This window comes from Corynebacterium sp. HMSC064E07 (assembly GCF_001815745.1).
GTDB classification, from domain to species: domain Bacteria; phylum Actinomycetota; class Actinomycetes; order Mycobacteriales; family Mycobacteriaceae; genus Corynebacterium; species Corynebacterium jeikeium_D.
This window is the reverse complement of the sequence record NZ_KV821829.1, coordinates 88,760-113,604: the sequence shown is the minus strand read 5'-3', so window position 1 is coordinate 113,604 and position 24,845 is coordinate 88,760. Positions and strand designations below refer to the sequence as shown.

The 24,845-nt window shown below is 58.9% G+C and carries 22 protein-coding genes and 3 tRNA genes; 8 read left to right on the top strand and 17 right to left on the bottom strand.

The genetic code is table 11. From position 1 onward, the window contains the following. Positions 1–95: 95 nt before the first annotated feature. Together HMPREF3053_RS10735 and HMPREF3053_RS10730 are read right to left on the bottom strand one after the other, a co-directional pair. Positions 96–171: transfer RNA gene (locus tag HMPREF3053_RS10735), tRNA-Arg, on the bottom strand. A 3-nt stretch (positions 172–174) separates the two neighbouring features. Continuing rightward, a tRNA-Ser gene (locus tag HMPREF3053_RS10730) sits at positions 175–266 on the bottom strand. A gap of 234 nt (positions 267–500) precedes the next feature. On the opposite strand from HMPREF3053_RS10730, the gene HMPREF3053_RS10725 reads away from it, so the two are divergent. Beyond that, positions 501–1,640: a histidinol-phosphate transaminase gene (locus HMPREF3053_RS10725; RefSeq protein ID WP_070767697.1), complete on the top strand. Its 1,140-nt coding sequence runs from the start codon at positions 501–503 to the stop codon at positions 1,638–1,640. A gap of 14 nt (positions 1,641–1,654) precedes the next feature. Here HMPREF3053_RS10725 and HMPREF3053_RS10720 read toward each other — a convergent pair whose 3' ends face one another. The 5 genes from HMPREF3053_RS10720 to HMPREF3053_RS10700 all read right to left on the bottom strand — a co-directional run bounded on the left by HMPREF3053_RS10720 (position 1,655) and on the right by HMPREF3053_RS10700 (position 5,759). Then, complete coding sequence (locus tag HMPREF3053_RS10720) at positions 1,655–2,548, bottom strand: hypothetical protein (RefSeq protein ID WP_101688002.1); 894 nt, start codon at positions 2,546–2,548, stop codon at positions 1,655–1,657. After that, positions 2,541–3,284 (bottom strand): hypothetical protein, encoded by a 744-nt coding sequence (locus HMPREF3053_RS10715; RefSeq protein WP_016421838.1) that lies wholly within the window; start codon positions 3,282–3,284, stop codon positions 2,541–2,543. Before HMPREF3053_RS10715 ends, HMPREF3053_RS10720 begins: the two co-directional genes overlap by 8 nt. Before the next feature lie 286 nt (positions 3,285–3,570). Continuing rightward, on the bottom strand, positions 3,571–4,299 hold the full coding sequence (locus tag HMPREF3053_RS10710) for a hypothetical protein (RefSeq protein WP_070429128.1): 729 nt from the start codon (positions 4,297–4,299) through the stop codon (positions 3,571–3,573). 58 nt (positions 4,300–4,357) lie between these two features. Next, on the bottom strand, positions 4,358–5,134 hold the full coding sequence (locus HMPREF3053_RS10705) for a hypothetical protein (protein ID WP_070767696.1): 777 nt from the start codon (positions 5,132–5,134) through the stop codon (positions 4,358–4,360). Positions 5,135–5,674: 540 nt separating this feature from the next. After that, a tRNA-Ser gene (locus HMPREF3053_RS10700) sits at positions 5,675–5,759 on the bottom strand. A 197-nt stretch (positions 5,760–5,956) separates the two neighbouring features. On the opposite strand from HMPREF3053_RS10700, the gene HMPREF3053_RS10695 reads away from it, so the two are divergent. After that, positions 5,957–6,925, top strand: a complete 969-nt coding sequence (locus HMPREF3053_RS10695; RefSeq protein WP_070767695.1) for an NAD(P)H-quinone oxidoreductase — start codon at positions 5,957–5,959, stop codon at positions 6,923–6,925. Here the strand turns inward: HMPREF3053_RS10695 and HMPREF3053_RS10690 are convergent, their stop codons facing one another. Further along, positions 6,926–8,194 carry an aminotransferase class V-fold PLP-dependent enzyme gene (locus tag HMPREF3053_RS10690; protein WP_070767694.1) on the bottom strand — a complete coding sequence of 423 codons (1,269 nt, stop codon included), beginning with the start codon at positions 8,192–8,194 and terminating at the stop codon, positions 6,926–6,928. A 459-nt stretch (positions 8,195–8,653) separates the two neighbouring features. Between HMPREF3053_RS10690 and HMPREF3053_RS10685 the strand changes: the two genes are divergently transcribed. The 3 genes from HMPREF3053_RS10685 to HMPREF3053_RS10675 all read left to right on the top strand — a co-directional run bounded on the left by HMPREF3053_RS10685 (position 8,654) and on the right by HMPREF3053_RS10675 (position 11,724). Then, the gene (locus HMPREF3053_RS10685; protein WP_080971508.1) at positions 8,654–9,622 is read left to right on the top strand and encodes a galactan export ABC transporter permease subunit Wzm/RfbD; all 969 of its coding nucleotides are present in this window, start codon (positions 8,654–8,656) and stop codon (positions 9,620–9,622) included. A gap of 46 nt (positions 9,623–9,668) precedes the next feature. Then, a complete protein-coding gene (locus HMPREF3053_RS10680) occupies positions 9,669–10,451 on the top strand; it encodes a galactan export ABC transporter ATP-binding subunit Wzt/RfbE (RefSeq protein WP_005510871.1) in 783 nt (260 codons plus the stop codon). Positions 10,452–10,617: 166 nt separating this feature from the next. Then, positions 10,618–11,724: a glycosyltransferase gene (locus HMPREF3053_RS10675; protein WP_049193884.1), complete on the top strand. Its 1,107-nt coding sequence runs from the start codon at positions 10,618–10,620 to the stop codon at positions 11,722–11,724. A gap of 363 nt (positions 11,725–12,087) precedes the next feature. On the opposite strand, the gene HMPREF3053_RS10670 is transcribed toward HMPREF3053_RS10675, so the two are convergent. From HMPREF3053_RS10670 to HMPREF3053_RS10645, 6 genes are all read right to left on the bottom strand, one after another. Beyond that, complete coding sequence (locus HMPREF3053_RS10670) at positions 12,088–13,218, bottom strand: PDDEXK family nuclease (RefSeq protein WP_070767693.1); 1,131 nt, start codon at positions 13,216–13,218, stop codon at positions 12,088–12,090. 165 nt (positions 13,219–13,383) lie between these two features. After that, positions 13,384–14,577 (bottom strand): hypothetical protein, encoded by a 1,194-nt coding sequence (locus HMPREF3053_RS10665; protein ID WP_070767692.1) that lies wholly within the window; start codon positions 14,575–14,577, stop codon positions 13,384–13,386. Positions 14,578–14,587: 10 nt separating this feature from the next. Continuing rightward, positions 14,588–16,510, bottom strand: coding sequence for a glycosyltransferase (locus tag HMPREF3053_RS10660; RefSeq protein WP_016421829.1), 1,923 nt, complete (start codon positions 16,508–16,510; stop codon positions 14,588–14,590). 18 nt (positions 16,511–16,528) lie between these two features. Then, positions 16,529–17,062, bottom strand: coding sequence for a GtrA family protein (locus HMPREF3053_RS10655; RefSeq protein WP_053093006.1), 534 nt, complete (start codon positions 17,060–17,062; stop codon positions 16,529–16,531). 78 nt (positions 17,063–17,140) lie between these two features. After that, a complete protein-coding gene (locus tag HMPREF3053_RS10650; protein ID WP_070767691.1) occupies positions 17,141–18,124 on the bottom strand; it encodes a hypothetical protein in 984 nt (327 codons plus the stop codon). A gap of 51 nt (positions 18,125–18,175) precedes the next feature. Then, complete coding sequence (locus HMPREF3053_RS10645; RefSeq protein ID WP_070566525.1) at positions 18,176–18,796, bottom strand: hypothetical protein; 621 nt, start codon at positions 18,794–18,796, stop codon at positions 18,176–18,178. A 52-nt stretch (positions 18,797–18,848) separates the two neighbouring features. Between HMPREF3053_RS10645 and HMPREF3053_RS10640 the strand changes: the two genes are divergently transcribed. The 3 genes from HMPREF3053_RS10640 (at position 18,849) to HMPREF3053_RS10630 (ending at position 21,446) form a co-directional block, all read left to right on the top strand. Continuing rightward, the gene (locus tag HMPREF3053_RS10640) at positions 18,849–19,076 is read left to right on the top strand and encodes a hypothetical protein (protein ID WP_048761551.1); all 228 of its coding nucleotides are present in this window, start codon (positions 18,849–18,851) and stop codon (positions 19,074–19,076) included. A gap of 113 nt (positions 19,077–19,189) precedes the next feature. Further along, positions 19,190–20,659, top strand: coding sequence for a decaprenylphosphoryl-beta-D-ribose oxidase (locus HMPREF3053_RS10635; RefSeq protein WP_005510894.1), 1,470 nt, complete (start codon positions 19,190–19,192; stop codon positions 20,657–20,659). A 25-nt stretch (positions 20,660–20,684) separates the two neighbouring features. Continuing rightward, on the top strand, positions 20,685–21,446 hold the full coding sequence (locus HMPREF3053_RS10630; RefSeq protein ID WP_069359684.1) for a decaprenylphospho-beta-D-erythro-pentofuranosid-2-ulose 2-reductase: 762 nt from the start codon (positions 20,685–20,687) through the stop codon (positions 21,444–21,446). A gap of 200 nt (positions 21,447–21,646) precedes the next feature. Here HMPREF3053_RS10630 and HMPREF3053_RS10625 read toward each other — a convergent pair whose 3' ends face one another. The 3 genes from HMPREF3053_RS10625 to HMPREF3053_RS10615 are packed head-to-tail and all read right to left on the bottom strand — an operon-like array spanning position 21,647 to position 24,845. Then, a complete protein-coding gene (locus HMPREF3053_RS10625) occupies positions 21,647–23,113 on the bottom strand; it encodes an ABC transporter ATP-binding protein (protein ID WP_246819404.1) in 1,467 nt (488 codons plus the stop codon). Next, positions 23,110–23,901, bottom strand: a complete 792-nt coding sequence (locus HMPREF3053_RS10620) for an ABC transporter permease subunit (RefSeq protein ID WP_070429118.1) — start codon at positions 23,899–23,901, stop codon at positions 23,110–23,112. The genes HMPREF3053_RS10625 and HMPREF3053_RS10620 overlap by 4 nt, the downstream gene beginning before the upstream one ends. Beyond that, positions 23,898–24,845: an ABC transporter permease gene (locus HMPREF3053_RS10615; RefSeq protein ID WP_070767690.1), complete on the bottom strand. Its 948-nt coding sequence runs from the start codon at positions 24,843–24,845 to the stop codon at positions 23,898–23,900. The genes HMPREF3053_RS10620 and HMPREF3053_RS10615 overlap by 4 nt, the downstream gene beginning before the upstream one ends.

Genomic DNA, 24,845 nt, shown 5'->3' with positions numbered 1-24,845 from the left:
ACCGAGCGGACACACTTTTTGTCACTTAACCCGCTCGCGCTGCACTGCCAGGTAATAAAACAAAAAGACCCGCACCTACAAGGTGCGGGTCTACATGGTGCGCCCGAAGGGATTCGAACCCCTAACCTTCTGATCCGTAGTCAGATGCTCTATCCGTTGAGCTACGGGCGCGTGTGGCGGAGGCGAGAGGATTCGAACCTCCGGCCCGTCGCAAGACAGGCAACTCCTTAGCAGGGAGCCCCATTCGGCCGCTCTGGCACGCCTCCAAAACCACTGGCATCGATCCCGCTTCAGCAAAGCTGTTCGCCATTGCATGAGCATTGCGTTCGCCATTGCGTGGACGAGACCAAATAACCGCAGCCAATCCTACAGAACACAAGAATTGAAAAGCAAAACACCCGCGAAGCCACCAAATACGGCGCCACAAATAGCGACCACACCTTGGGATTTTGCGGGGATTCTGTACTGCCCAATCCGGGCCATGTTCTACAGTTAGGCCTATGACCAACGATGCATCTTCAGTTCAGCCCAAAACCCGTGCCGACCTCGAGCAGGTTCCGGCCTATGTCCCGGGCAAGGCTGTGCCCGGCGCGCTGAAGATCGCGTCCAATGAAATGACCCAACCGCCACTGCCCTCGGTGGTGGAGGCCATCTCACAGACCATCGCTGACCCAACCACCAGCCCGAACCGCTACCCGGACATGGGCGCGGTTGACCTGCGCATTAAGCTCGGCGAGCACCTGGGTCTGCCCATGGAGCAGGTCGCGGTCGGCTGCGGCTCCTCTGCTCTGTGCCTGCAGCTCGTGCAGGCCACCTGTGAGGATGGGGATGAGGTCGTGTTCCCGTGGCGCAGCTTCGAGGCCTACCCCATTCTCGCTCGCGTCGCCGGGGCTACTCCGGTGCCGGTGCCGCTGGATGCGCAGGGTCGCAATGATCTTTCGGCAATGGCTGCCGCTATCACCGGCCGCACACGCCTGGTTTTCGTCTGTAATCCCAATAACCCGACGGGCACGACCATCACTCTCGCGGCTTTCGCGGAGTTTATGGCGCAGGTTCCGGGCGATGTTGTGGTCGCTCTCGACGAGGCGTACATCGAGCTGGTGGACGAGGCCACTCATGCCGCTACCCCGTTGGCGCATGAGCTGCTGGATACCTACCCCAACCTGGTCGGTTTGCGCACATTCTCCAAGGTCTACGGTTTGGCCGGGCTCCGCGTGGGCTACATGTTCGGCCCGGAGAAGCTTGTGGAGGCCGTGAATAAGGTCGCTATCCCCTTCTCCGTAAACACTCTCGCGCAGATTGCCGCGCTCACCTCGCTCGACGCACAGGAAGAGCTCACCGCCCGCATTGCTGAGGTCCGCGCACAGCGCGTCGCCGCCACAGAGGCCATCAACGCCGCCACCGGCCGCGAGACGGTGCTGCCGAACTCGCAGGCCAACTTCATTTGGATTGACGAGGGTCGGATCGCGGATCTCTCTTTGCTTGACGACGTCTCGGTGGCCACCACCACGGATCTCGGTGACTTCCTGGCGCAGCGCAACATTCTCATTCGCTGCTTTGCCGGCGAAGGTGCTCGCATCACCATCACTACTGAGGAAGAGACCTCGCAGCTGCTGGCTGCGCTAGGAATTGAGCGCTAACAGCTATCGCTCAGCTAGCAGCTACCGGCGCGGCCGGTGGTCGCGCCACCGCTGCGCTCAATCGCCTTTGCGATGCGGTCAAGCATTTGCTGGCCGGTCTCATAGGTGCCGTCGTCAGGCTGGGCTGCGATAGCTACACCAACGAAGGTGCCCGGCTTCTTGCCCGGCAGATAGCCGAACTGCCGCACAAGGTAGACGCCTTCATCATCGGGACCCCAACCGCCCTTGAAGTGGGCGCCGCGGATGCGTCCGAGGCCGTAGGACTGCTCGTCGGCAATCTGTCCCATGAGGTCAGCGACCTTTGGGCCCGCCTCGATGCACTGCAAATTGGCGCCGAAAATAGCCTGGTCGCGCAAATCCCACTGCGTCTGCCCGAAGACGGTGTATTCCGCACGGATGCGGTCAGTGCCCATGACGGTGCGGGTGTCGTGGCCCTCTCGGAGAATCTCGTCGGTGGTCGCGCCCGCGGTCGCGTCATCGCCCAGGGAGTACCACATGGACTCAGCCGCATCGTTATCGGAAACCGTGATTGCGGCTTCGACCAGGGAATCCACGCCCGATTGGCGCACATAAGCCACCGCAATCGGCACCTTGGAGGTAGACCAGGCCGGACCCGTTTTGAAGTCACCTGTGGCAACCACTTCGGAATCCTTATCCGGCGTTGCCAGAGCGGCGCCGGCCAGACCACCGAGTTCCTTTTGCGCGGACTTCACTGCCTCGACAACTTCGCGAGGCATCTCACCGGGCACAACTTTCCCGTCGGAGGATGCTCCGCCGGGGCCGTCGTCAAGCGGATTGGATAGCGTCGGCGACGGCATGTCCGCCGAGTCGGTGCCGATGGTGCAGGCGCTAAGGCCGAGCGTGACGACGGCGGTTGCGGCCAGAGCTACTCGGAGACGTTTAGACAATGTGCACCGTCGCATTCGTACCGCCGGTACAAGTGACAACCTCACCGTTATCGCGGCAGGTCATGCTGTATGTCTTGCCTGTTGTTGGGCTGCTAGCGGTGACAGTACCGTTGAGCTTCTTCGTAAGTTGATACTGCTCAACGAAGGAATTGCGGACGTTGGTGGCAAACTGACAGGTCGTCGTGTTACCGCCGACATCTTCTGCATATACCAAGTTCAAATCACCCGGATCGCCTGAGCCGGAGCAGTGGCGCCAATTCGATGGCGGCTGGAACCCTTCAGCGCGACGCTTCTGCTCAGCAGTCGACGACGTGGAGGAATCCTCAGCACTAGCGGACTGAACCGACTGGGGCGAGTTGCTGCCGGCCGAATTCACTCCCTTCGAATCGGAGAAGTAGAAGTATGCCATTGCGCCGACGAAGAGAGCGACCGCAACGAGTGCCAGGACAATAACCGCGATGGTCAGCCCCTTGTTGTCATTGCGCGGCGCAGCAGCCGGGCCAGCTTGCGGACCTGGAACATAGGGGGCAGGGCGGTATGGTTCAGGCTGCTGGGACTGTGGATACTGCTGCTGCAGATACTGGGTTTGCCCCTCAGGCTGCTCCCACTGTGACCCATCCACAGCGCTCCACGCATTTGCCGGCGTATCAGCGGAGGGTTGATCATCTGACGTGCCCGGATTTATGCTCCACTCACCGAACGAGTCGTCCGAGTGGTTGCTCCGATTCGTTGCCATTGTTCGACCTTTTCCTCAATACCGTCCGCCAGCATGACGCTGGGTTTGTATTACAGCAAGACCGAGCTTACCGGTTTTAGCAATTTGCCCGTATTGTTTCAGGCCACAGTACACGTTGGTCGGAGCAATTAAATTGTCTCCGTAAAACTACGTGTGGCAAATTTCGGACACACGAAACCCCCGACCGCATGCGACCGGGGGTTTACGTTCTGTAATTCGCTCTCTATCTGGGGAAGTTTTTACTCATCCCTGGAGAACTGCCGCTAATCGCGACCTAGAACAGTCGTTAGAACGGCCACCACGACGGCTTCGCATTCTTGTTCACGACTACCTTTTCGCCGCCGACAACCCAGTTCTCGTTGGGGCTCAAAAGCGCGCCCACGTGGGCGTAGCCGCCGTTGTCGAACTCACCTTCGTAGTCCGGAGCCCGGTACGTGAAGTCAACGGAGACAGACTTCGAACTGCTGACAGTCGGGTTGTCCTTGAAGGCACCGAGGAAGCCGCCCTCCGTCCAGGACAGGCGCACCTGACGATTACCGTTGCGCTCGGTGTTGACGTACTCCCCCTCCTTCAGCGTGTAAATACCGCCGCCGAGGATATTGTCCTGCGACTGGCGAGTCACACGAACGAGCTCAAAGTCAGCCGGGATGTTGTGGCCGATTCCCCGCAGCTTGGCGTTGCCGTTGACACCGACGACCTCAATACGGATCGTGACCTCGTCACCCGGTCGGACCTCCTTACCGCGGATAATCTGCGAGTAAACATCAGCAGACCATGCCGGGCCACCGATGGTGCCGAGCTTCTTCTTCGGGGCGCTCGAGCCCGGCAGGGTCAGACCAGGCGAATTAAGTCCTGGCGAGTTCAGACTCGGCGAGGGCAGACCCGGGGACTGCGCCATGGCAGGAGCGCCGAAACCGAAGGTCAAGCCAGCTGCGAGGGTAACTGCGGCAATGGCGGTACGGGAGCGACGTCGCGGACGAGAGGCCGCGATGTTCTTGGAGTGCATATTGCGCATGATGGGAAAACTCTCTGTGAAAACCTGAAAACAGGCGCGGTGGAAAAGCTGGAATTACTTAGCGGTTAATGCCCGGCGACGGCAGCCCCGGTGACGGCAGGCTCGGCGACTGCAGGCTCGGGGAGCCCAGCGAGCCACCTGGGACATCCGGAATACCCGGAATATCCGGAGCTGGCGCCTCCCGCTTCACAGTGAGCTTCGGCCCCATGTCATGCAGCTTCTCCACCGAATTGCTCGGGTTGAAGTGGATTTCGGTTCCCGTATTCAACGCACCGTCGGCAATTGCGTTCGTGACGCGGTACTTCCACTTGAAACTCACAGTCGACGTGGTCGGGGAGCCCCATGCCTGAAAGATGGTGCCGGCCTTAAACTCCACCGCACCGTTGTTAACGATTTCCAGCCACTTGTCTGACTCGTTCTGGTTTGCCCACTCATCGTCGCCGACCTTGTACGTCGCCGAGTTGGCCACGTACTGCAGGCCATCCGGAATGACATCGGTCATGCGCTGAATGTAGGACTTCGCACCCCAGATGTTGTTGTCCGTGTAGGTCAGAGTAAAGGTCACGACATCGCCAGGCTTGACGACGGCACCCGCGACACCATTGACCTCAACGGATCGCGTCACATTGGAGTTCTTCCAGCTATGCGTCGCGCTGGAGGAACCAGTACCGGTGACTTCACCAATGGCGTCGGTGACAGTCTGAGTGATGGAATCAACGCTCAGCAGGTCCTGAGCATGTGCGGTATTACCGAATCCCGCAAAGGTCATACCTGCGGCTAGAGAGAGTGCAGCAATGCGAGCAATGCTGCGGTTACGTACGGTGCGAGTTGCCATCTGTCACGGGCTCCTTTTAACGATGCGAAGACTTGTGGTCGGAGTAGGCCAACATGGCGGTTCTCCAGTAGGAATGCACGCGTGATGCATCGGCGTGCGGTTCACTTGGCGATAGTTAATACGACACCTATCGACGGCGGCAACAAGTAGCCATTTTTCGAACATCAACCTAAAAATCGAAAACCTTGTCGCCACATTAGTCACAACAGTCACATGTCCGCACATGCGTTACAGGTTTGGGCCGGCTGGAATACTTTTAACTATAGAAATACGCACTGCCCTGAAATGGCTGTTCCTCACCGCTGCCAAAATTGCCCCCATTTTCCATCCCGCGACAAAACACCCCAGCTTGCCCCCTGTAACGCTGTTCAGGGGTATCCAAAGAGCCCAATTACATGCCCGTCCGACCACCCCATAACGGGGTTAACCACGAAAGCCTCCCAAAGGTCCGACTATCCGTCGCTGACCTCAGCACATACGCCAACTTTTAAGAGAAATGAAGAAACCCTCGGTAGAACATCTACCGAGGGTTTCTATCTGCGGAAGCAGGGGGATTTGAACCCCCGGAGGTGTGACCCTCGCTGGTTTTCAAGACCAGTGCATTCGGCCGCTCTGCCATACTTCCAACGCCAACATCATAACCGCATACCGCCGTAAGGCAGCAAACGCCCTCATAACACCCCTTGCCAGCACCTTTCGCAAGCCCTTCATCGGAAACCACACCCCAAGCATCCACCTCTACAGACATAACTATTTTTGCTAATTGCAAAAGAGCTTGAAATACCGCGTGCATAACCAGTTTTTGCATTACCTTTGAAGACTATGAAGGCAATCATTCAGACTGATCTTTCCAACCCCCGCGCCCTGGAATGGGCCGATGCTCCGGAACCGACTCTCGAGGATGGGCAGGTGCTGGTCAAGGTCAAAGCCGCTGGCGTAAACCGCGCTGACCTACTGCAGGCCGCTGGCCACTACCCGCCACCGAAAGGCGTGACCGACACCCTCGGCCTGGAGTGCGCGGGTGTCATTGAAGAGGTCAAGGGGGACTCCCAGGGCTGGAAAGTCGGCGACGAGGTCTGCTGCCTTCTCTCCGGTGGCGCTTACGCCGAAAAGGTCGCAGTCCCGGCCGGCCAGATTCTCCCCCTGCCACATGGCTACTCCTTCACCGAGGCCGCATCCATCGTCGAGGTTGCCTGCACGGTGTTCTCGAATGTCGTGATGATTGCCGGCCTCAAGGAAGGCGACCTACTGCTGGTCCACGGTGGCGCGGGTGGCATCGGCACTTTCGCTATTCAGATGGCCAAGCGGCTCGGTGCTCGCGTCGCAGTCACCGCCGGTTCGGCGGAGAAGCTGGCTAAGTGCAAGGAGCTCGGCGCCGACATCCTCATCAATTACAAGGAAGAGGACTTCGAGGAGATCGTTGCAGCTGAGGGTGGCGCCAATGTCATTCTGGACATCATGGGCGCAAAGTACCTCGACCGAAACGTCAAGGCCCTGGCGAAGGACGGCCACCTGGTCATCATCGGCATGCAGGGAGGCGTTAAGGGCGAGCTCAACATCGGCCGCCTGCTGAGCAAGCGCGGCTCCATCACCGCCACCGGCCTGCGCTACCGCGATCTCGCTGACAAGGCTCGCATCGTCAACGCCACAGAGGACACCATCTGGCCAATGCTTGCCGACGGCACCGTCACCCCTCAAATTCATGAGGTCATGGATATGCGCGACGCAGCCAAGGCCCACGAGCTGCTCGACAGCGGCGCGGTCAGCGGCAAGATTGCGCTGACTACCTAGCTAACCGAGCGAGGCAACTGCGCGCACGAGCTGGTCAATGTCGTGCGGCGTATTGAACGGCTGGAGGCCAACTCCCACGGCGCCTCCAGCCTCATCGATGCCCATGGCCTCCAGCAGTGGTGATTCATATGCATCAACAATGCTGGTCACCAGGCCATTATCCAGCAGCCTGTCCACAACCACCTTCGCCGACACCCCATCGACGAGGAAGCTAACGCGCGGAATATGCTGTGCCCGCGACACACTCGCGAAAGAATCATCTTCGGTATCCATGCCGATGATGTACACCCGCGGCAGGGTCATCAACGCCGCAATTAGGCGTTCCGACAACGTCGTCAAGTAGCGAGAAACCTGCGGCATCGCCGTTTCAATGCGGTGCCTACGCGACCCCCTCGCCGTGCTATCCAGTGATGCCAGGTGCAGCACCGATTCCGACACTCCGCCAAGCAACGCCGGCGACACCGGGGAAACCTCGATCCGCTCGACGCCGCGCACATTCGGCACATAGCTTAACGACGTCATGCGCTCGAACATCTCGGGATCCTTGAACACCAATGCTGCGACCTCAGGCCCGCCCAGCACGGAGGCATCAACCAGCATGATGTCGGCGCCCAGCTTGCTCATCGACACATCGCGGTAGGCGACAATATCCGAGGCATCAACCAAAACCCAGGCGTTGGGGTACTCATGCACCCGCCGAGAAATGTCAGCTACCGGGGCAATGGTGCCAATGAACGGATCCGCGGCCGGGACGACAACGAGGCGAGTGTGCTCGTCTACGAGCTCGTCGAACTGCCAGGACGGCAACGTACCCGAGGACAAGTCAGCCTCGGCAATGCGGACTTGAGCTCCGTAGAGATTGGCTGCCCGGCGTAGTGGTGCGTGTACAACTTGCGAACCAATGCGAGAAATCACCAGGTTAGAGCCGAGCGTCAAGCGTCGACTCATTGCGGACGTGAACTGCTCCATGAGCACCTCACGCGAAGATCCCAACACCACGCCGGCGACCGGGCCGCCAGTGAGGTCGGCAAAAGCCCGGCGCGCACTGGCGGTTAGCTCCGCTGCAGCGGGAACGCCCGAGCTGCGCGACTGGCCATGAGCCCCCGCCCCAGTCTCACCAGGAAGGGACTTCTGGGCATTGCGAAATGCAGAAATCATCGCGGCCTGGACACGCTCGGGTACCTGGGTGCGTTGACCCGCATTGAGGTATGTCCACCCGTCGGAAAGCGACGAGTAAGCACCCCTGGTTGTCGGCACATCGAAGGCCATGAAAACCCTTTCCCGGTTTCGAATTCAAGCTGCGATATCTATTTCAGAGTTAACTGTGCAATCACCCACGAATCGAGCATCCATGCCCCGAACCGTGTATCGATTGCACATCTTAGTTGGAACCAATTCTATCGAAGCAACCCCCTATAGGATAATCTTTATCCCTTTTTAGTAGTTGCTTAAAATTGGACGAACTTTTCTTGCCTGTAGCCATGCGCAAGCACTCCCGATGCGTGAACCATATGCACCAGCTGCATGCCATAAAGCAGTTACAGCGGCGATTGTATGTAAGTTTTCCAGGGTCACATAACCAACCGTGGAAACAGCCTCAGAAGCACCACGTCACCACCAAGGACGACCACCCCACGCGACGGTTGTTCGCCGTCACGACGTGGAATAATGGCTCGCCCGGTGCCGTCGGTATTCAATCTAAACCGCCCTAGCTAGTAGTTTGGAGACGTGACTAACGCAGAAAATGATCGCCAATCCGCAGCTGCAGCCGACCAGCCGGCCAATACTGTGCGCAATGGCTCCGCTATCCGCACGGAGGAAACTCTCCGTCGCAACATTGCGCGCATAACTGACGCAACAGGCGAGGCACCGGCTTTCAAGTCGCGTTCCCGCACCATGGGCGCTGCCTGGCGGGATCTAGCTATCGGCTTCGGCCAGCGCGAGCTGTGGCTGCAGCTGGGCTGGCAGGACATCAAGCAGCGCTACCGCCGCTCCACGCTTGGCCCACTGTGGATCACCATTGCCACCGGCGCCATGGCCCTCGCTCTCGGCCTGCTGTACTCGCTGCTGTTCCAGCAGGAGCTGGCGTTCTTCCTGCCACACGTGACCGTTGGCCTGATCATCTGGGGATTCATCTCCGGCTGCGTGCGCGAGGGCGCAACCGTCTTCATTGAAAACGAAGGCCTGATCAAACAGTTGCCCAGTGCGCTGAGTGTTCACGTCTACAGGCTGGTATGGCGGCAGCTGCTCTTCCTGGCCCACAACATGGTGATCTGGCTGATCCTCGTGCTGGTCTTCCGGCCGGATTTGGGCTGGAACTTCTTCCTGGTCATCCCCGCGATGGCGCTGCTGGTGGTCAACGGCGTGTGGGTGACGATGTTCTTCGGCATCATCGCTACGCGCTACCGCGACGTGGCACCACTGCTGGATTCCCTAATTCAGCTGGTGTTTTACATGACTCCGATTGTGTGGACCACCAAGACGCTGGAGGAACAGGGCGGTGCCGTCGCCGAACGCGCACGCATCGCAGAGATCAACCCGCTGTTCCACTACCTGGAAATCATCCGTGCCCCGCTAACCGGCGAGCCGGTGGATACCTACCACTGGTGGATTGTCCTCGCCTGCACCGCAGTCGGCCTGCTGCTGGCACTCGGGGCCATGCGCCTGTGGCGCTCCCGCGTGAGCTACTGGGTTTAGGCCGCAAAGGCCGTCGTTAAGCGAATAGAACTAGCAAGGGATAAGCATGGTCAGCATTGATACTTACAACGCGTGCGTTGACTTCCCCATTTTCGACGCCAAATCGCGGTCGATGAAGAAGGCGTTCCTCGGCGCCGCGGGTGGTGCGATTGGCCGCAATGACTCCAACGTCGTGGTCATTGAAGCGCTGAAGGACATCAACATTCACCTGCGCGAGGGCGACCGCGTCGGCTTGGTTGGCCACAACGGAGCGGGTAAGTCCACGCTGCTGCGACTGCTGTCGGGCATCTATGAGCCCACGCGCGGTGCCGCCGATGTGCGCGGCCGTGTGGCTCCGGTGTTCGACCTCGGTGTCGGCATGGACCCGGAGATCTCAGGCCTGGAAAACATCATCATCCGCGGTCTGTTCCTGGGGCAGACGCGCAAGCAGATGAAATCCAAGCTCGACGAAATCGCAGAGTTCACCGAACTCGGCGACTACCTGCACATGCCACTGCGCACCTACTCCACCGGTATGCGCGTGCGACTGGCGCTCGGCGTGGTCACGTCCATTGAGCCGGAGATTTTGCTTCTCGACGAAGGCATCGGAGCCGTCGACGCCGCATTCATGGCGAAGGCCCGGACGAAGTTGACCGAATTGGTCGATCGCTCCGGTCTGCTGGTGTTTGCGTCGCACTCAAATGAGTTCCTGGCGCAGCTGTGCGACACGGCGCTGTGGATTGATCACGGTACGGTTCGACAGGCAGGGCTTGTCGACGAAGTGGTCGAAGCCTACGAAGGTAAAGAGGCCGCCGACCAGGTGCGCCGCGTGCTCGCGCAGCGACGGTAGCAGCTTCGCCGGGAGTCCGGGCGCAGTTCCCCCATCGTGGCCGAGCGAGCGGCTCGCGGGCAGCCGGCCGGCGGCTGGCGGGCGGCACGGATGCTTGGAATTGCTCACCCGGAGCAACATGGCAAGATAGACAGCAATAAAAACAGTAATAAACGGTACGTCCCCGATGGAGAACGAAGTGAGCGAAAACTCGGCTGACCACCCAAATCACGATGAGGCAGCAACGGCCGCAATCGTGGTGACTCACAACCGCATCGAGGACCTGCGCCAATCGCTTCCCATCGTTGCCAGCCAGACCCACATGCCGAAGTGGCTCATCATCGTCGACAACGGCAACGACCCGAAGGTCAAGGAACTCGCCGAGCAGGTGGCGGCGCAGCAGTCGTCGGAAAGCGGATCGGCGCCGGAGATTCACTACGTCGGTTCCAAGACGAACCTGGGCGGCGCTGGTGGTTTCGCACTGGGTATGCTGACTGCGCTGTCGCTGGGCGCGGAGTGGATTTGGTGCGCCGATGATGACGGGCGCCCGGAGGACTCCTACGTGCTGAAGGCGCTGCACAGCTGCGCGCGACGTCACCAGCTCGACGCTGTCTCGCCGGTGGTCTGCGACATTAAGGCCCCGAACAAGCTGGCATTCCCCCTGCGCCGCGGGCTGGTGTGGCGCCGTCATCGCGAGGAGCTTTTCGAAAGCGGCATCAACCCCAAACTCCCGGCAGTGAACGACTCTGAGGGGCGGAGATGGTTCACCAATTTCGCAGATCAGAAGGCTGCGACCGGACTCGAACTGCCTAGCGACCTCGAAACCATCGACGGCAACCACGACCTCCTGCCCGGCATCGCATCCCTGTTTAACGGCGCACTGTTTAGCGCCCGCTCGCTGGAACAGCTCGGCGTTCCCGACTACCGCCTATTCATCCGCGGCGACGAGGTCGAATTCCACCGCCGCCTGGTCCGCTCCGGCCTCCGGTTCGGCACATGCTTGACGACGGCCTACCTGCACCCCTCCGGTTCGGGTGAATTTGTGCCCATTCTCGGCGGCAAAATGCACACGCAGTACCCGACCAATGACTTCAAGCGCTACTTCACCTACCGCAACCGCGGCTACCTGATGAGCCAGCCCGGCATGCGCAAGCTCATGCCACAGGAGTTCCTGCGCTTCGGCTGGTTCTTCCTGGTCCAGCGCCGCGATGTCCGCGGCTTCTACCGCTGGTTCAAGCTACTGAAGCAGGGGCGCGCGGAGAACTTCGAGCGCTTCGATCCAAAGTCGAAGTAGTTCGGGCTGGCGTTGCGGCTGGTGGGGCTGAGGCTGTGGCACTGGCCTGCATATTTGATCTCGCCCGGGTCGTGTAGTCCGCATTTCGAGTGCTCAGTGCGCAAAAGTGTTACCTAACCCCTGGTTCCCTTCTCCTCCACTGACATATCGATGAGGTATTCACTCATCGATGCGCTACAGCCTGCGCATAAGTGAATAGTCCTACGATAAGTGCGCGGGCCAGGCCAACAGCGTGGCCATAAGTCCTGAAAAGTCATCGACAAGTGGCGGAAAGTTGGCCATAAGTCGCTGGAAATCCGAGCCAGTCCGCTCGAAATCGTTCCAAGTCCGGTGAGCACAATTGCAATAGGTCAGCAGCTGAACTTAGCCTGAGTCGCGCGAGGCCGGTGCATTTTCCAGAAGCTGCAAACGCTGCTTACGCTCCTGGATTCTGGAATCACGGAGCTGCCGATCTTTATACGGGACAGTGGCTTGACGAAAACGCCCAACTTCGGACGAAAATACCAACCCACCTGCCTGAATGCGCTGCCTCTGCCGAATAGCAAACTGTCGCAAGACCTCCACGCAGTCCCCATTAATGACCTGCGCCCATTGGAAGCGGAGTACATCTAAGTGGAGGTTCCTCAGACGCTTCTCGCGAGCTTGCTCTTTCAGAAGCACAGTCTCCGTAGCTGCTACCCCGCCACCGGAGTACTTAGTCAGCCCATCGAACTCAATGATCAAATTCAGATGAGGCACATAAAAATCGACGCGCCCAATGAATCCTTCACTGTCATAGAACTCGACTTGCTGCATGAGCACGCATTTTTCGTCGTAAAGCGTGGCAATTCCTGAGTCGATTATGCATTTCTTTGTGATTGACTCACCGATGGTTTCGCTGTGTGCGCTGGCAGTTCGAAGTAGCTCGCGGGCGCGGCGGGTACCCGGCGAACGTGGGTAATTTGTGAGGACGGTGTGCAGTTCTTCGAGGTCACACCACTGTCGCAGTGCGGTGTCAACGATGATTGGCCCGTTTTCGGACTCGGCGGTGCGGCAGATATCGATGACGGTTTTCGGCACATCGGTAACGCAGCGCCCACCAATGCGAACGATGTCTTGTTCGAGGATTCTGCCACCGACATGGCGCAATCCGCCGCCAGGTCGGCGCAGGCCGGAATTGGCAAGCGCGATTGTGGCATTTCGAACAAGCACCGGGATGCCATGCAACGCAGCGGCTGCTTCGCCCGTAATGATTGTCCCGGAACCTGGCTTGACCCGTGCCTTTATCTGTAGTTGAAAACGTTCGAATGCTGACAGCGCATTCCAGCGAGAGCACTCGATGTAGGTTCCGTACGCCAGTCTGAGCAGGGATTTATCTCGAATATTTGTGCTTTCGACGTGGCCGTGCAGATTATCCAGCTCTGACGTGGCACTGACGTATTCACAAGGATGCTTGATTTGCTTCTGCGCAGCCGCATGGATGAGGCCATCGGAATCGTAATTCCAGGTAGGCATTGGTTTAGGCACGCTCCCCGAGGTCGGCTACAGGAATTCACGCATGGAATTAGTGCCTTCATTTATGACCGACCCCGCGGAAATTGGCAGCAGAAAAGCCGCCGAATTGCCCGTTTCTGTGGACAATTTGGCGGCTGTGGATAACTGCGTAGAGACTAGTTCAGGCTAATTCCGCGGCGCATTCTCGAGAACGATTCCAGAAGGAACTCCCGGGTCAGATGGCCAGTAGTATTCGTCGTCGGCGAAGGTAATTGTTGTGTGCTCACCATCGTTGTGCAGAGCGGGATTGACTACGGCTTTTTCAATCACACGCGTATCCGGCCCGCCTTGCCCAGATAGCTTCGCCGTTACCTCGGTCGGCTGATCCAACACCAAGATGGCATAGGGACCTTTATCCTGCGCACCAGGATTTGGATCCTGTCGCTGCTCATAGGCAAGAACCTCCGCTCTGGTCTGGAACACTTTCACGGTTCCCGTGAGCGAATTGGCTCCAGACGTTGTCGCCGAAGAATCCGAGTCCGAAGCCCCAGACTGCGAACCCGAGCCCGAGTCCGAGTTCGAACCCGACCCCGAAGCCTGCTGCCCCGCCGTCGGATTCGGGCCACCGTTGCCACCGTTACCACCATCAGCGCCAGTACCATTCGAGCCCGAGCCCGGCGCGCAGTCATTACCAGCAGCAATGGCCTCGACGACATCCAGGTTGTCAACCGGAATCCAGTTAAACTGTTCGAACTCCCCGGCACCCGGATTCGCAGGCGTTTCCACCAGCTCATTGCCCTGGCGCGTCACCAGCAAATCTTCCTGATTACGTCCGCCTCTCTCTGCAGAAAACGAGAACATACCCGGCTGCCCAGTTGCTCGCTGAAGAGCGCGACGTACACCGCCCGCAGAAGCCGCGCCGTCATGGTAGGAATTCTGAAACTGAATTTCCTGGCCATTCTCGTCAACGCCGTAGACACCAATCGCATCAATTTCGGCGCTCATCGCACTTGTGCCATAGTTGAGCACCAGCTCGGGCACGCACCCATCATCAAGATGCACGAGCGCATATTTCATCGCCCGACCGGGGCTAACTTCTCCGACAAAAGTCTGCAGTGGCGCCGGGTTCGCCAGCACCTGCTTGTACACAACGACGGCCTTCTCCGCCTGCGCCTGCACCTTCGCATCGCCATTTTCGCTTGACGACGACGCACTGCCCTCGGCAGCCGCCGAATCGCCACCTCGATCCCCGGAAATCTTGGTTATTAGGAACACGACCATCGCAAGGATAATCAACACCAGCAGCACCAAGATGGTGATGAGCTGTTTGCGGGTTTTGTCACCTGAGCTAGTCGAAGGCGTGGGTGTGTGCGTGGTCATGATTGAAGAACTACTCGCCCTGGAAGAACTTTTCCCAGTTGTCTTCGCTGGTCAAAGATGGCACGGCGGCCCGCCACTGCTTTGCAAGGTCGTCCCACTTGGAGGACAGTTCGCGCATGAGGCTGATGGTCTCGGCGCGCATGGACTTTTCCTTATCCAGGTCGCGGACCAGGTGACGCACTCCATTCTGGGAAGCATCGGTAACCCAGACATCGTCGAAGGTGGAAATGTGCCACCAGAAGGAGTCCTCGAAGGCCACAGCCACCGGTCCCGGGCGCTTCTTACCCATCTGCGTATAAGCCAAACGCTTTGCCATCGTCTTATTTTCGCTGGAGATCTCGTGTGACGGCGGGCGAACTGGGGTCAGACCACCCGGCATCTCGTGCATCGGCAGCAGCTCGGTCTCCGGGAAGTTCTTTCGACCAGCAGAAATGCGAGCGAAGTCGCCCTGCGATGCGTTCTTCAGCACCTCCGGGCCACGCAGCAGGTCACGAACAGCTTCCATCTGCGTCCAGGCCAGGCCGTAGCGCATGGAGACCAGGTTCGAGAGGATTCGTCGTGAAGCGACGTTGACCATGTCCTTTGCGGTGACATCGCCGTGCATGGTGGCGGCGATGAGGGAGTTGCGCAGGCCGAAGTACTGGGCGGCGTTTTCGATGTCCTTCCAGTAGAAATCGGCGTGCCAGACGGCGGCGCCCGGAATGGTGTCAGTCGGGTAGCCGGCCTTGGCGGCGCGGAAACCGTAGTCGATGTCGTCGTACTGGAAGAACAGCGGCAGCGCCAGGCCAATCTTCTTAATGACCTCGGACGGCACCAGGCAGGTCCACCAGGCGTTGTAGTCAACGCCCAGGCGACGCAGCTGGTGGTACTTGCGCACGTCCACGTCGGCGTAACCGAACTTGGGGTCGTTCTCCTCGACCGTCAGCGCCTTCCAGTTGTAGGTCTCGCCGGTGCGGAAGAGGCTGGTCGGGTTGAACAGGAAGAGCATCTGCGCACCGAGCAGCATCGGCTTTTCCGCGCATACGGCCAGGGCGGATAGGCGCAGGGTGGTTTCGGGCTCGGGGCGGATGTCGTCGTCGGTAAGCAGAACCATGCAGTCGCCCGCAGCGGTGGCGTCGCGCATGCCGCGGGAGAAACCGCCGGCGCCGCCGAGGTTCGGCTGGTGGACAACGTTCAGGCGCTCGCCGAGGATCTCCTTGGCCTGGATGAAGTCGGCTTCGTCGGCCGGGTGCTGTTCGCCCTGGTCAACGACGCGGATGGTGCGAACGCGCTCAAGGGCTGGCAGGTCCTCAGCCAGCGTGGCGACGGTTCGAGCACAGTCAACCGGTCGGTTGTAGGAACAAATGACCAGGTCAGTCGGAATATCGCGCTTGATAGCCGACTTGGGCACAACATAGCGGACATCGGAAATCTTTGCGCCTGCGTCCTCGGTGTCGAAGCGCAGGTGAATGGCACCGCCATCGGCGAAGCGGTCCAGCGGGACGGTCAGACGCACCTCTTCATTGGCAGAACCTGACATCGGCGAGTGCTCACCGGTCCAGTTGCCGTCGGCATCCGAGCCGCCCGCTGCCCAGGAGTCCTCCAAGCGGAGGTGGCCCCCAATATCTTCGGTGTAGGCCAGCACACGCGCGGAACCGACCACGCGCGCACGGATTTCGACCTGCTTAATTGAGGTCCAGCGCTGCCAGTAAGAAGCTCGGAAGCGACCGAAGTAGGTGTCAGTGCGCACCACGGTGTGGCGACCGAGCGTGATCGAGTTACGGGTGGCCTGCACCGAGCTGTCGTAGGCGCCAACGCCTTCGACTCGGTAGTACAAATCCGGCTCCACCCAGTCTGCGGGCGGAGCAAACAGCACGCGCTGAATAGTCAGCATGTCAACATCGGTTTCGGCGGTCAGCTGAGTGGATTCCTTATTAGAAGCAGTCGAAGTCACGTCCCCCAGCGTATCGCGCTATTTCACACGGAAGATGAATACACGCTGAATGATGAAGTTAATTACCGTCGCAACGCCCTGTGCGACGACGAATGCGCCGAACTGTGCCCACTGCGCGTTCCAATCCCAGGCCTCGACAAGCCAGGGCTGCAACACATTAAAGATGCCGACCTGTGTGGCGTAAGTAATCAAGTACAGCACCGCAACTGCCAGCACCTTCTTCGCCGAGGACTTCGACTTGAAGGTCCAGCGGCTGTTAATGATGTACGCCGTAATCGTGCCGAAAACCCAGCCGACCGTCTTACCCCAGAAGTTGGTCGCCCCGAAGGCGTTGAGCATGATGAACGTCAGGCCGAAGTCCACCACCGCCGCGATGACGCCGGAGATGATAAAGCGCATCATCTGCACTTTCAGTCCGTGCTCGTCCTTGGTCTCCGTCGCCATTGGCACTGCGGCCGAGTCCTCTACGACAAAACCGTTTTCGTGGGAGCCGTTTCCGAGCTTGCCGTTGTCGCGGTTCGGGTTTTCATTTGCTGTTTCATTCGCTGACACGCCTAGGAATTCTAGGCCACCGGCCAGCTAACAAACAGCCAGCGCGAACATAAACAGGCAATAAAGAGGAGAAAAGAACTAACGCCGCAGCGCCTCACGCAGCAGATCCAGCCGCTCCACCGGCGAGAGCGCATCCGCCCCAGCTAGCCCCAACGCGCTCATCTCCGCCCAGCTAGCCGCCGCCAATTCCTCAACGTCCTCGCCGGATAGTGGGATGCCCTCGTCGCTCTCCCAGCCGAGGCGCTCCATGACATGCGCCGCCACATCATGCCGCAGCTCATCCGAGGTCAGCGCCGCCAAGCACAGCAGCTCCACCAATGCCGCATCGTGCCCGGCTGGGTCTTTCTCGGCGTCCTCTATAGGCAATGCGCGCAATCGCTTAACGACGCTCTCCCCCGCCTCCCCGGTCAATTCCAGCGCGGTTGCTTCCGACCTCTGCAGGTCCAGAGCCTGTAACAGGGGCACGAATTCAAACACCCCCGACCTCTCGATGATGTCCACGATATCGGCACGAGCGGTGGCCAGCGTATTTTGAATAGAGTCCCGTCCGGTCAATTCCCTATTGATTGCGGCAATATCTACCGGCTCCTCCGCGTCCACATCCCCCAGTGCGCGGATTGAACCCGAGCCACCGATGCACAGGGCATCCGGGGTGGCCTCATCGCGGGCAAAAGCTTCTCTGACCTGCAAGGTATGTTCCCACAGGCCCCACTGCCAGATAAGGGTATCGCCGGGACTTTGCAGCACCTCGGCAACTGTGGTGGACAGGGGAACATCGACGACTCCGACCGCTGCGGGTCTGCCGCCAGTCACCAGCTGCGCCGCAGACTCCACCGCAGAGCCGGGCAAATGGAACTTCGTCGGCACGCTTTCCTCGCCCCACCCAAAGATGACCGCTAACACGCGGGACAGGCTTCGCAAATCCATCTGGTCATTGACCCCGAAGACGCGGTGGGCACTGCACGGTTCTTCCTCTAAAGAGGCACCGATAATGAGCGTGGCCGGTTCCGTGGCCACGCGAACGCCTGGGAAGGCGACTACGTTATCGGTCTGTGCTGCCATACCTCACAGCGTACGCAGGAAAAACAATGTGGCCTGGATAGCAAAAACTCGCTACAATGCGCGCGTTTTTACCAGCGGAATCTGGCGCGGCTCCGCACCCCATGGCTCTACCAAGTACTTGCGACGCAGGCGTTGCGACTCCACCGCGGTCCACTGCGCCACCAGCTCTTCTACCCCGCGGGCAAGCCCCAGCACCGGCCCTGCGACCTTTTCGCCAACATGCGGAAAATCAATAACCTCCACGTCGTTGACCTTGGGAAACCGCGGCTCCGTCAGATTTCCCTTGCCGGGCTTGGCCTTCTCTTCCTTCGCGGCGGCGCGCAGCTGTCCGATGTGGTCACGAATGCCGGCCACGGATGCCGGCAGGTCAATCACCGTGGCCCCCGCCTGCTCAATCGCTTGCGATAGCAAGTCCGCACCCTCAGCACCCTCAGCGCTCTCTGCCGCAGCGTCACCGTCACCATCGCCCGCGGTCACAGTTGCAACAAAGCAACCGGTGAGCAGATTAGTGGCGGTCTCCAGGGCTCCGTCGTCAAGCGGATCCACCAGCCATGCACCCGACAACCTCTCCCCTGCAAAGGACGGCGAGAGCTCCACATGCCAAATGACAACGGGCGATGTGGAACTACATACGGCAAGGGTCTGCGGAGTAGCAGCAGGCGTGGACATCATGAGGTTGATGGTATCGCGAGTGACGGATTCGAAGCGGGGTAGCCTTTATCGCATGTTCGACTTTTTCAAGAAGAAGCCGCGCGAAACCATCAACATGGCCGCCGAGTACACCAACACCCCGCTGTCGAACCAGATGGTCATGCTATTCGCCGAGGAGCTGCCCATCCTCGACAGCGCAGAGCGCGCACAGGTCTACCGCGCACTTGAGGCGTACGACGGCCCGCAGATCACCTCGCAGGAAATGCTGCCGGAAGAGATCCGAAAAATTATGGATCTATAGCCCCTCCGTACATTTCGCTCGCTTTCCGACGGCCCGTGCGCGGCCTCAAGCGTGACCAACACCTCGGAGCGTCACGGGCGACGGAGCCGGTGCAAGGGGGTAGCCTAGCCTTGATGTCCACTAACACTAACGGCAAGTCCAGCACCGATGCTTCGAACGGTGCCTACGGAGCCGTACACACAGAAGCCAGGACCCTAACCGGTTGGGGTCGTACTGCCCCCGCTAAGTCCCAGGTGCTGTCGACGCCGGACTTGGATGAAATCGTTAACGCCGTCAAGGCTGTCGCAGACCAGAACTCCGACAAGCCTGCCCACCTGCGCCGCGGTGTGATTGCCCGCGGTATGGGCCGCTCCTACGGCGACCCCGCCCAGAACTCGGGCGGTCTTGTCATCGACATGCAGAAGCTCAACAAAATCCACTCCATTGATCAGGAGTCGGCGATTGTTGATGTCGACGGCGGTGTCACGCTGGACCAGCTGATGAAGGCCGCGCTGCCCTACGGCCTGTGGGTGCCGGTACTGCCGGGTACTCGCCAGGTCACCATCGGTGGTGCCATTGGCCCGGATATTCACGGTAAAAACCACCACTCCGCAGGTTCCTTCGGCAACCATGTGCTGTCGATGGAGCTGCTGGTCGCCGACGGTCGTATTCTGCACCTCGAGCCGGAGGGCTCCGCGGATGACCCGGACGGCAAGCTGTTCTGGGCAACTGTCGGCGGCATGGGACTGACCGGCATTATTGTCCGCGCTCGGATCAAGATGACCAAGACCGAGACGGCCTACTTCATCGCCGATGGCGACATGACCCACACTCTGGACGAAACCATCGAGTTCCACTCCGATGGCTCCGAGGAGAACTTCACTTACTCCTCCGCGTGGTTCGATGCCATCTCGCCGGAGCCGAAGCTGGGACGCGCCGCAATCTCCCGCGGTTCGCTGGCAACCCTGGCTCAGCTGGAGGAATACGCCCCGAAGCTGGCCAAGGACCCGCTGAAGTTCAACGCTCCGCAGCTGGTGACCGTGCCGGATATCTTCCCGTCCTTCACCATGAACAAGCTGACAATGATCAGCATTGGTGAGCTGTGGTGGCTGAAGTCCGGTACCTACCGGAACCAGGTGCAGAACCTCACGCAGTTCTACCAGCCGCTGGATCTCATCGGTGAGTGGAACCGCGGCTATGGCTCCAAGGGCTTCCTGCAGTACCAGTTCGTTGTTCCGCGCGAGGCCGTCGAGCCGTTCAAGGAGATTGTCCGCGATATCCAGCGCTCCGGCCACTACTCGGCGCTGAATGTGTTCAAGCTGTTCGGCGAGGGTAATCGCGCTCCGCTGTCTTACCCGATGCCGGGTTGGAACGTCTGCGTGGACTTCCCGATTAAGCCGGGTCTCGGCCAGTTCCTGGACGACCTCGACCGTCGCGTCATGGAGTTCGGCGGCCGCCTCTACCTGGCCAAGGAGTCGCGCACTTCCGCCGCTAACTTCCACCAGATGTACCCCGAGATGCAGAGCTGGCTGGACACCCGCAACGAGATCGACCCGCACGGTGTCTTCGCCTCTGACATGTCGCGTCGACTGGAACTGCACTAAAAGAACCGAGAGGATTTAAGCCCCAATGATTAATGCTGTAGGCGCTGCCCAGTCCATCCTGCTGCTCGGCGGCACCAGTGAAATCGGCCTGGCTATTACCGCCGAGTTCCTGAAGAAGGGCCCGGCCAAGGTCATCCTGGCTTCCCTGCCGAACGATCCGCTGCGCGAGGCCTCCGCTGAGAAGATGAAGGCCGCCGGTGCTTCCGAGGTGGTCACCCTCGACTTCGACGCAACGGACTTCGACTCCCACCCGGAGGTCGTCGAGAAGGCATTTGCCGACGGCGACGTGGATATCTGCATCGTCGCGTTCGGCATGCTTGGCGACGCCGAGGAGCTCTGGCAGAACCAGCGCAAGGCCGTCCTGGCTGCGAACATCAACTACACCGGTGCGATGTCGATGGGTGTTCTGGTTGGTCAGAAGTTCAAGGCGCAGGGCCATGGTCAGTTCATTGCCATGTCCTCCGTTGCTGGTGAGCGCGTGCGTCGCTCCAACTTTGTCTACGGTTCCACCAAGGCCGGCCTGGATGGTTTCTACCTGAACCTGGGTGAGGCCCTGGAGGAGTACGGCGTCAAGACCCTGGTTATCCGCCCGGGTCAGGTCCGTACCCGTATGTCCGCTGACGTGGACGAGGCTCCGTTGACCGTGAACAAGGAAGATGTCGCCAAGCTCGCAGTGAAATCCGTCGAGGCCGGTAAGACCCTGGTCTGGGCTCCGCCGGCATTCCAGCTAGTGATGATGGTGCTGAAGCACATCCCGCGCCCGATCTTCAAGAAGCTGCCGATTTAAGACTCGAACAGCAGAGCTTTTACAGGGTATTTCCGCGCTGACTCTCAAGTTTCTTGCATCCGTTTCGATAAAACCCCAGGGCTGTTTTCTGAGGAGGGCGAGAAGTGCAAGAAACTTGAGAGTTTCTTGCACTTAGGCCCCTTTTCATCCTTGACCCCACTTTTAGCGCCTGGGCTCAGACAACCAAGCGTGTATTGGTCTCAACCCACAGCTGCAGTTCCAATTGGGATAACCGTGGAGCAATACGATTGCAGCAGCTCATCATCGTGACTGACTAGAACTATGCCCATTCCCTCGCTGTTGAGTTCTTGCAGAACGCTCATCACTTTGGTCGCTGCTTGATAATCAAGCGCAGAGGTAATTTCATCGCAGAGCAGGAGCTTTGGGCGCACGGCTAGAGCACGTGCGATTGCAACACGCTGCCTCTGCCCTCCAGAGAGTCCACTTGGCTTACGCTGTGCGAGCTGCTTATCGATACCGACTTTATCGAGCAAATCTATTGCCGCTCGGCGTGCGTCACGGCGTCCCCTTACCGACACCCGGGCTGCACGCGCTACGGCATCGAGCGCGGTCATTTTCGGGTTCAACGTAGAGGCAGGATCCTGCGGAACTATCTGCATCATCAAACGATTCTTCCGTGGCCATGTACGCTTAGCTTCACGAGTTACACCAGCACATTCAATCTCACCCGACTCTGCGTGGTTTAGCCCGATTAGGCACCGAAGTAGTGTCGACTTTCCGCTTCCCGACGGTCCCTTGACCCCAACCATAGTGCCACGCTGTACAGCGAAAGAGAGGCCCTGAAAAAGAGTCACGCGTTCATTATTCACGCAGCTCAAGTTGGAAACTCTTAAGACTGGAGACGCGCCCGCCCCTGCCACCGCCCCCGGCATAGATTCACCGATCGAGGCTTTGGATAGTTCTGTGACCTGGGTATCTTTCGTTACCAAATGCAGGATTTGATCAGTCTTCGTCCCTGCACTCTGGCGTTCCGCAATCTGGCATTTCGAACCGTTTTCTTCGATTCCATTCCCGACAACCGCGACTTTGTCAATGCCAATCGCGAGCTTAGGAACCTGGTGAGCGGTGAAGATGACCGTAACACCGCTATCCGCAATGTCCCTGAGCAGATGAGCGATAACCGTCGATGTACCGGAATCGAGGCCAGCGAACGGCTCATCGAGAACAATTGCTTTAGACGAACGTGATAGCGCCCGAGCTAATGCCACCCGCCGCTGTTGCCCACCGGACAGCTGGTGAATCCGCCGGGAAGCAATGCTGGCTGGAAGATCTACACGCTGCAGCAACGCTGCAACGTCGGCCGCTGGAGCTAGCTCCCGGAGCATCCGGGCTACTGACATCAATGGTGGCAACTCGGCGCCCGGATCCTGTCCTACGAAAGCAATGTGCTCACGGCGAAAATGAGCTAATTCACATGATGGAAGCTCCAGCGGGTTTACATCTCGCCACTCACTGGACTCGACAGAAACCCCACCAATTACTTCCGATCTCTCCGGTACCGCACCAATCAATGCCTTTAAAAGTGAGGTCTTCCCGGAGCCGCTCACCCCAGTTAAAACCGTAATCTCACCCGCTCGGGCAGTGAGCACTGTGCGGGGTAGGATAACGTGCCCGCTTTGCATCACGGAAATATCTACATCAATCACGAGCTCGGCACATCCTTCGGTTCCTTCTGCCTCCCATTAATCAGGGCCACTACAGCAATCGATGTCGCTGCCAACGCGGCGGCTGGTGCAAGTACTGACCAGGGGTTCAGTGATATTCCACTCGCGTTATCCCGCACCATCGCTGACCATGCAAACTCACCGAGGCTTCTCCCGACCCCAAGGAAGCTCGCCGTAGCCAGCACATACAGCGCTTCGATAATGCGAAGACTCCATACCGAACGAAGTACTGCGGAAATATTGGGAATGATGTCCCGCAAGATTATCGAGACGGTCGATACGCCACTGCCCAGCGCAGCCTGAACATAACCAGCGTTAGCAACGGGATAGGTGGCGGCGGCGACCACACGGGCAGCATAAGGCGTACCCACCACAACCGAAACACCAATAAGCGCTGGTAGCCCACCATTGGGATACAAGACTGCGGTTAAAAGCAAAAGAATTACTGCGGGCACCAAGATGGTGACATCCGCCACTGCTTCAATAAAGAAGCCCAGTTTTGGCTTTAGCGACCCCAAGATACCGAATAGAGCGCCAAATGCCGTGGTCAAAGAACCGACGATAATTGCAGTTACGACCAAGGACCGGCCACCGACAAGCACTGCAGCGCCCACGCTTCTCCCCAGGTGTTCTGTTCCTAGGAAACCCTCCTCGTTACCGTTAGCGAAGGGCACGCCATGCGCCGACAGTTCAATGCCAAACAAACCAGCAGCGACCGGTCCGCCTAACACTAGGGCGATAAAGGCCCCCGCTAAAAACCTTCGAATCATAGTTGCACCTTCGGGGTGAATGCGACTTTTATTGCATCTGCCACAGTCAGCAACACCAATATGATCGCCCCTGTTACAGCAAGTACGGCAAGAATCACCGAGATATCCCGTTGCGCGACTGCATTAGACACCAAAAGCCCCACTCCAGGATGGTTAAATAACGCTTCGACTGTGACTGTCCCTGCTATCAAAACACCTGCTGTTGTAGCCATTGAAGTAGCAAATGTCGGTGCGGATAGCGGCAGGATATGTCGAAGTGCCAGCTGTTTTCCCACGATTCCGTTTAGCTCAGCATTGCGGACCGCAGTGTTGTGAGAAGCATCCTCGAACGCTGCGAAAAGCATTCTCGAATTCCAGGCCGCCTGAGGAATTACCAGCGCCATAACCGGTAATGCGTACATACTTATCTGGGTTGGCAAGCCTTCCGCGGTAATAGTGACCGCGGGAAACCAACCAAGCCAGAGAGAGAATACCGCTACCAGAAACACACCAACGACAAACTCTGGTAGCGCAATTAATGCCACTGTCGATCGGTCAATAATGTGCGAAATCCAGGGTCTTTCAGCACGTGAAGCCCAAAAAATGGCGATTGCTACCGAAAGAACAGCAGTGACTAAAAATGCCATACCAGTTGTTGCCAGCGTCACAGGCAGCGCTGAACTCAGCAGATTAATAATCGGTACTCCGTTTACGGAAGTACCAAAGTCGCCCGCAAACGCACTTCCCAGCCAGCTCAGGAAGCGGGCCATAAGCGGCTTATCAAGATTCAGGTTTCTTTCTAGCGCTGCCAGAGCTTCCGGGGTCCGGTTTGCGCCCAAGATTGCGGAGGCAGCATTACCGGGCAGCCAATCAATCGCTACAAAAACAAGTCCGAGAACTGCGAAAAGTAAGCCTCCACGAATTATCAGCCGAGGAATAAGCCAACGCGCGATTTCCGCTGGCAC

Bases quoted from the DNA above. Each gene is read 5' to 3' on its own strand.
- HMPREF3053_RS10635 (WP_005510894.1), top strand. From the start codon at position 19,190: ATGTCCACTAACACTAACGGCAAGTCCAGCACCGATGCTTCGAACGGT.
- HMPREF3053_RS10630 (WP_069359684.1), top strand. From the start codon at position 20,685: ATGATTAATGCTGTAGGCGCTGCCCAGTCCATCCTGCTGCTCGGCGGC.
- HMPREF3053_RS10650 (WP_070767691.1), bottom strand. From the start codon at position 18,124: ATGGCAGCACAGACCGATAACGTAGTCGCCTTCCCAGGCGTTCGCGTG.
- HMPREF3053_RS10665 (WP_070767692.1), bottom strand. From the start codon at position 14,577: ATGACCACGCACACACCCACGCCTTCGACTAGCTCAGGTGACAAAACC.
- HMPREF3053_RS10645 (WP_070566525.1), bottom strand. From the start codon at position 18,796: ATGATGTCCACGCCTGCTGCTACTCCGCAGACCCTTGCCGTATGTAGT.
- HMPREF3053_RS10705 (WP_070767696.1), bottom strand. From the start codon at position 5,134: ATGGCAACTCGCACCGTACGTAACCGCAGCATTGCTCGCATTGCTGCA.
- HMPREF3053_RS10710 (WP_070429128.1), bottom strand. From the start codon at position 4,299: ATGCGCAATATGCACTCCAAGAACATCGCGGCCTCTCGTCCGCGACGT.
- HMPREF3053_RS10675 (WP_049193884.1), top strand. From the start codon at position 10,618: ATGGAGAACGAAGTGAGCGAAAACTCGGCTGACCACCCAAATCACGAT.
- HMPREF3053_RS10680 (WP_005510871.1), top strand. From the start codon at position 9,669: ATGGTCAGCATTGATACTTACAACGCGTGCGTTGACTTCCCCATTTTC.
- HMPREF3053_RS10640 (WP_048761551.1), top strand. From the start codon at position 18,849: ATGTTCGACTTTTTCAAGAAGAAGCCGCGCGAAACCATCAACATGGCC.
- HMPREF3053_RS10725 (WP_070767697.1), top strand. From the start codon at position 501: ATGACCAACGATGCATCTTCAGTTCAGCCCAAAACCCGTGCCGACCTC.
- HMPREF3053_RS10715 (WP_016421838.1), bottom strand. From the start codon at position 3,284: ATGGCAACGAATCGGAGCAACCACTCGGACGACTCGTTCGGTGAGTGG.
- HMPREF3053_RS10620 (WP_070429118.1), bottom strand. From the start codon at position 23,901: ATGATTCGAAGGTTTTTAGCGGGGGCCTTTATCGCCCTAGTGTTAGGC.
- HMPREF3053_RS10695 (WP_070767695.1), top strand. From the start codon at position 5,957: ATGAAGGCAATCATTCAGACTGATCTTTCCAACCCCCGCGCCCTGGAA.
- HMPREF3053_RS10690 (WP_070767694.1), bottom strand. From the start codon at position 8,194: ATGGCCTTCGATGTGCCGACAACCAGGGGTGCTTACTCGTCGCTTTCC.
- HMPREF3053_RS10670 (WP_070767693.1), bottom strand. From the start codon at position 13,218: ATGCCTACCTGGAATTACGATTCCGATGGCCTCATCCATGCGGCTGCG.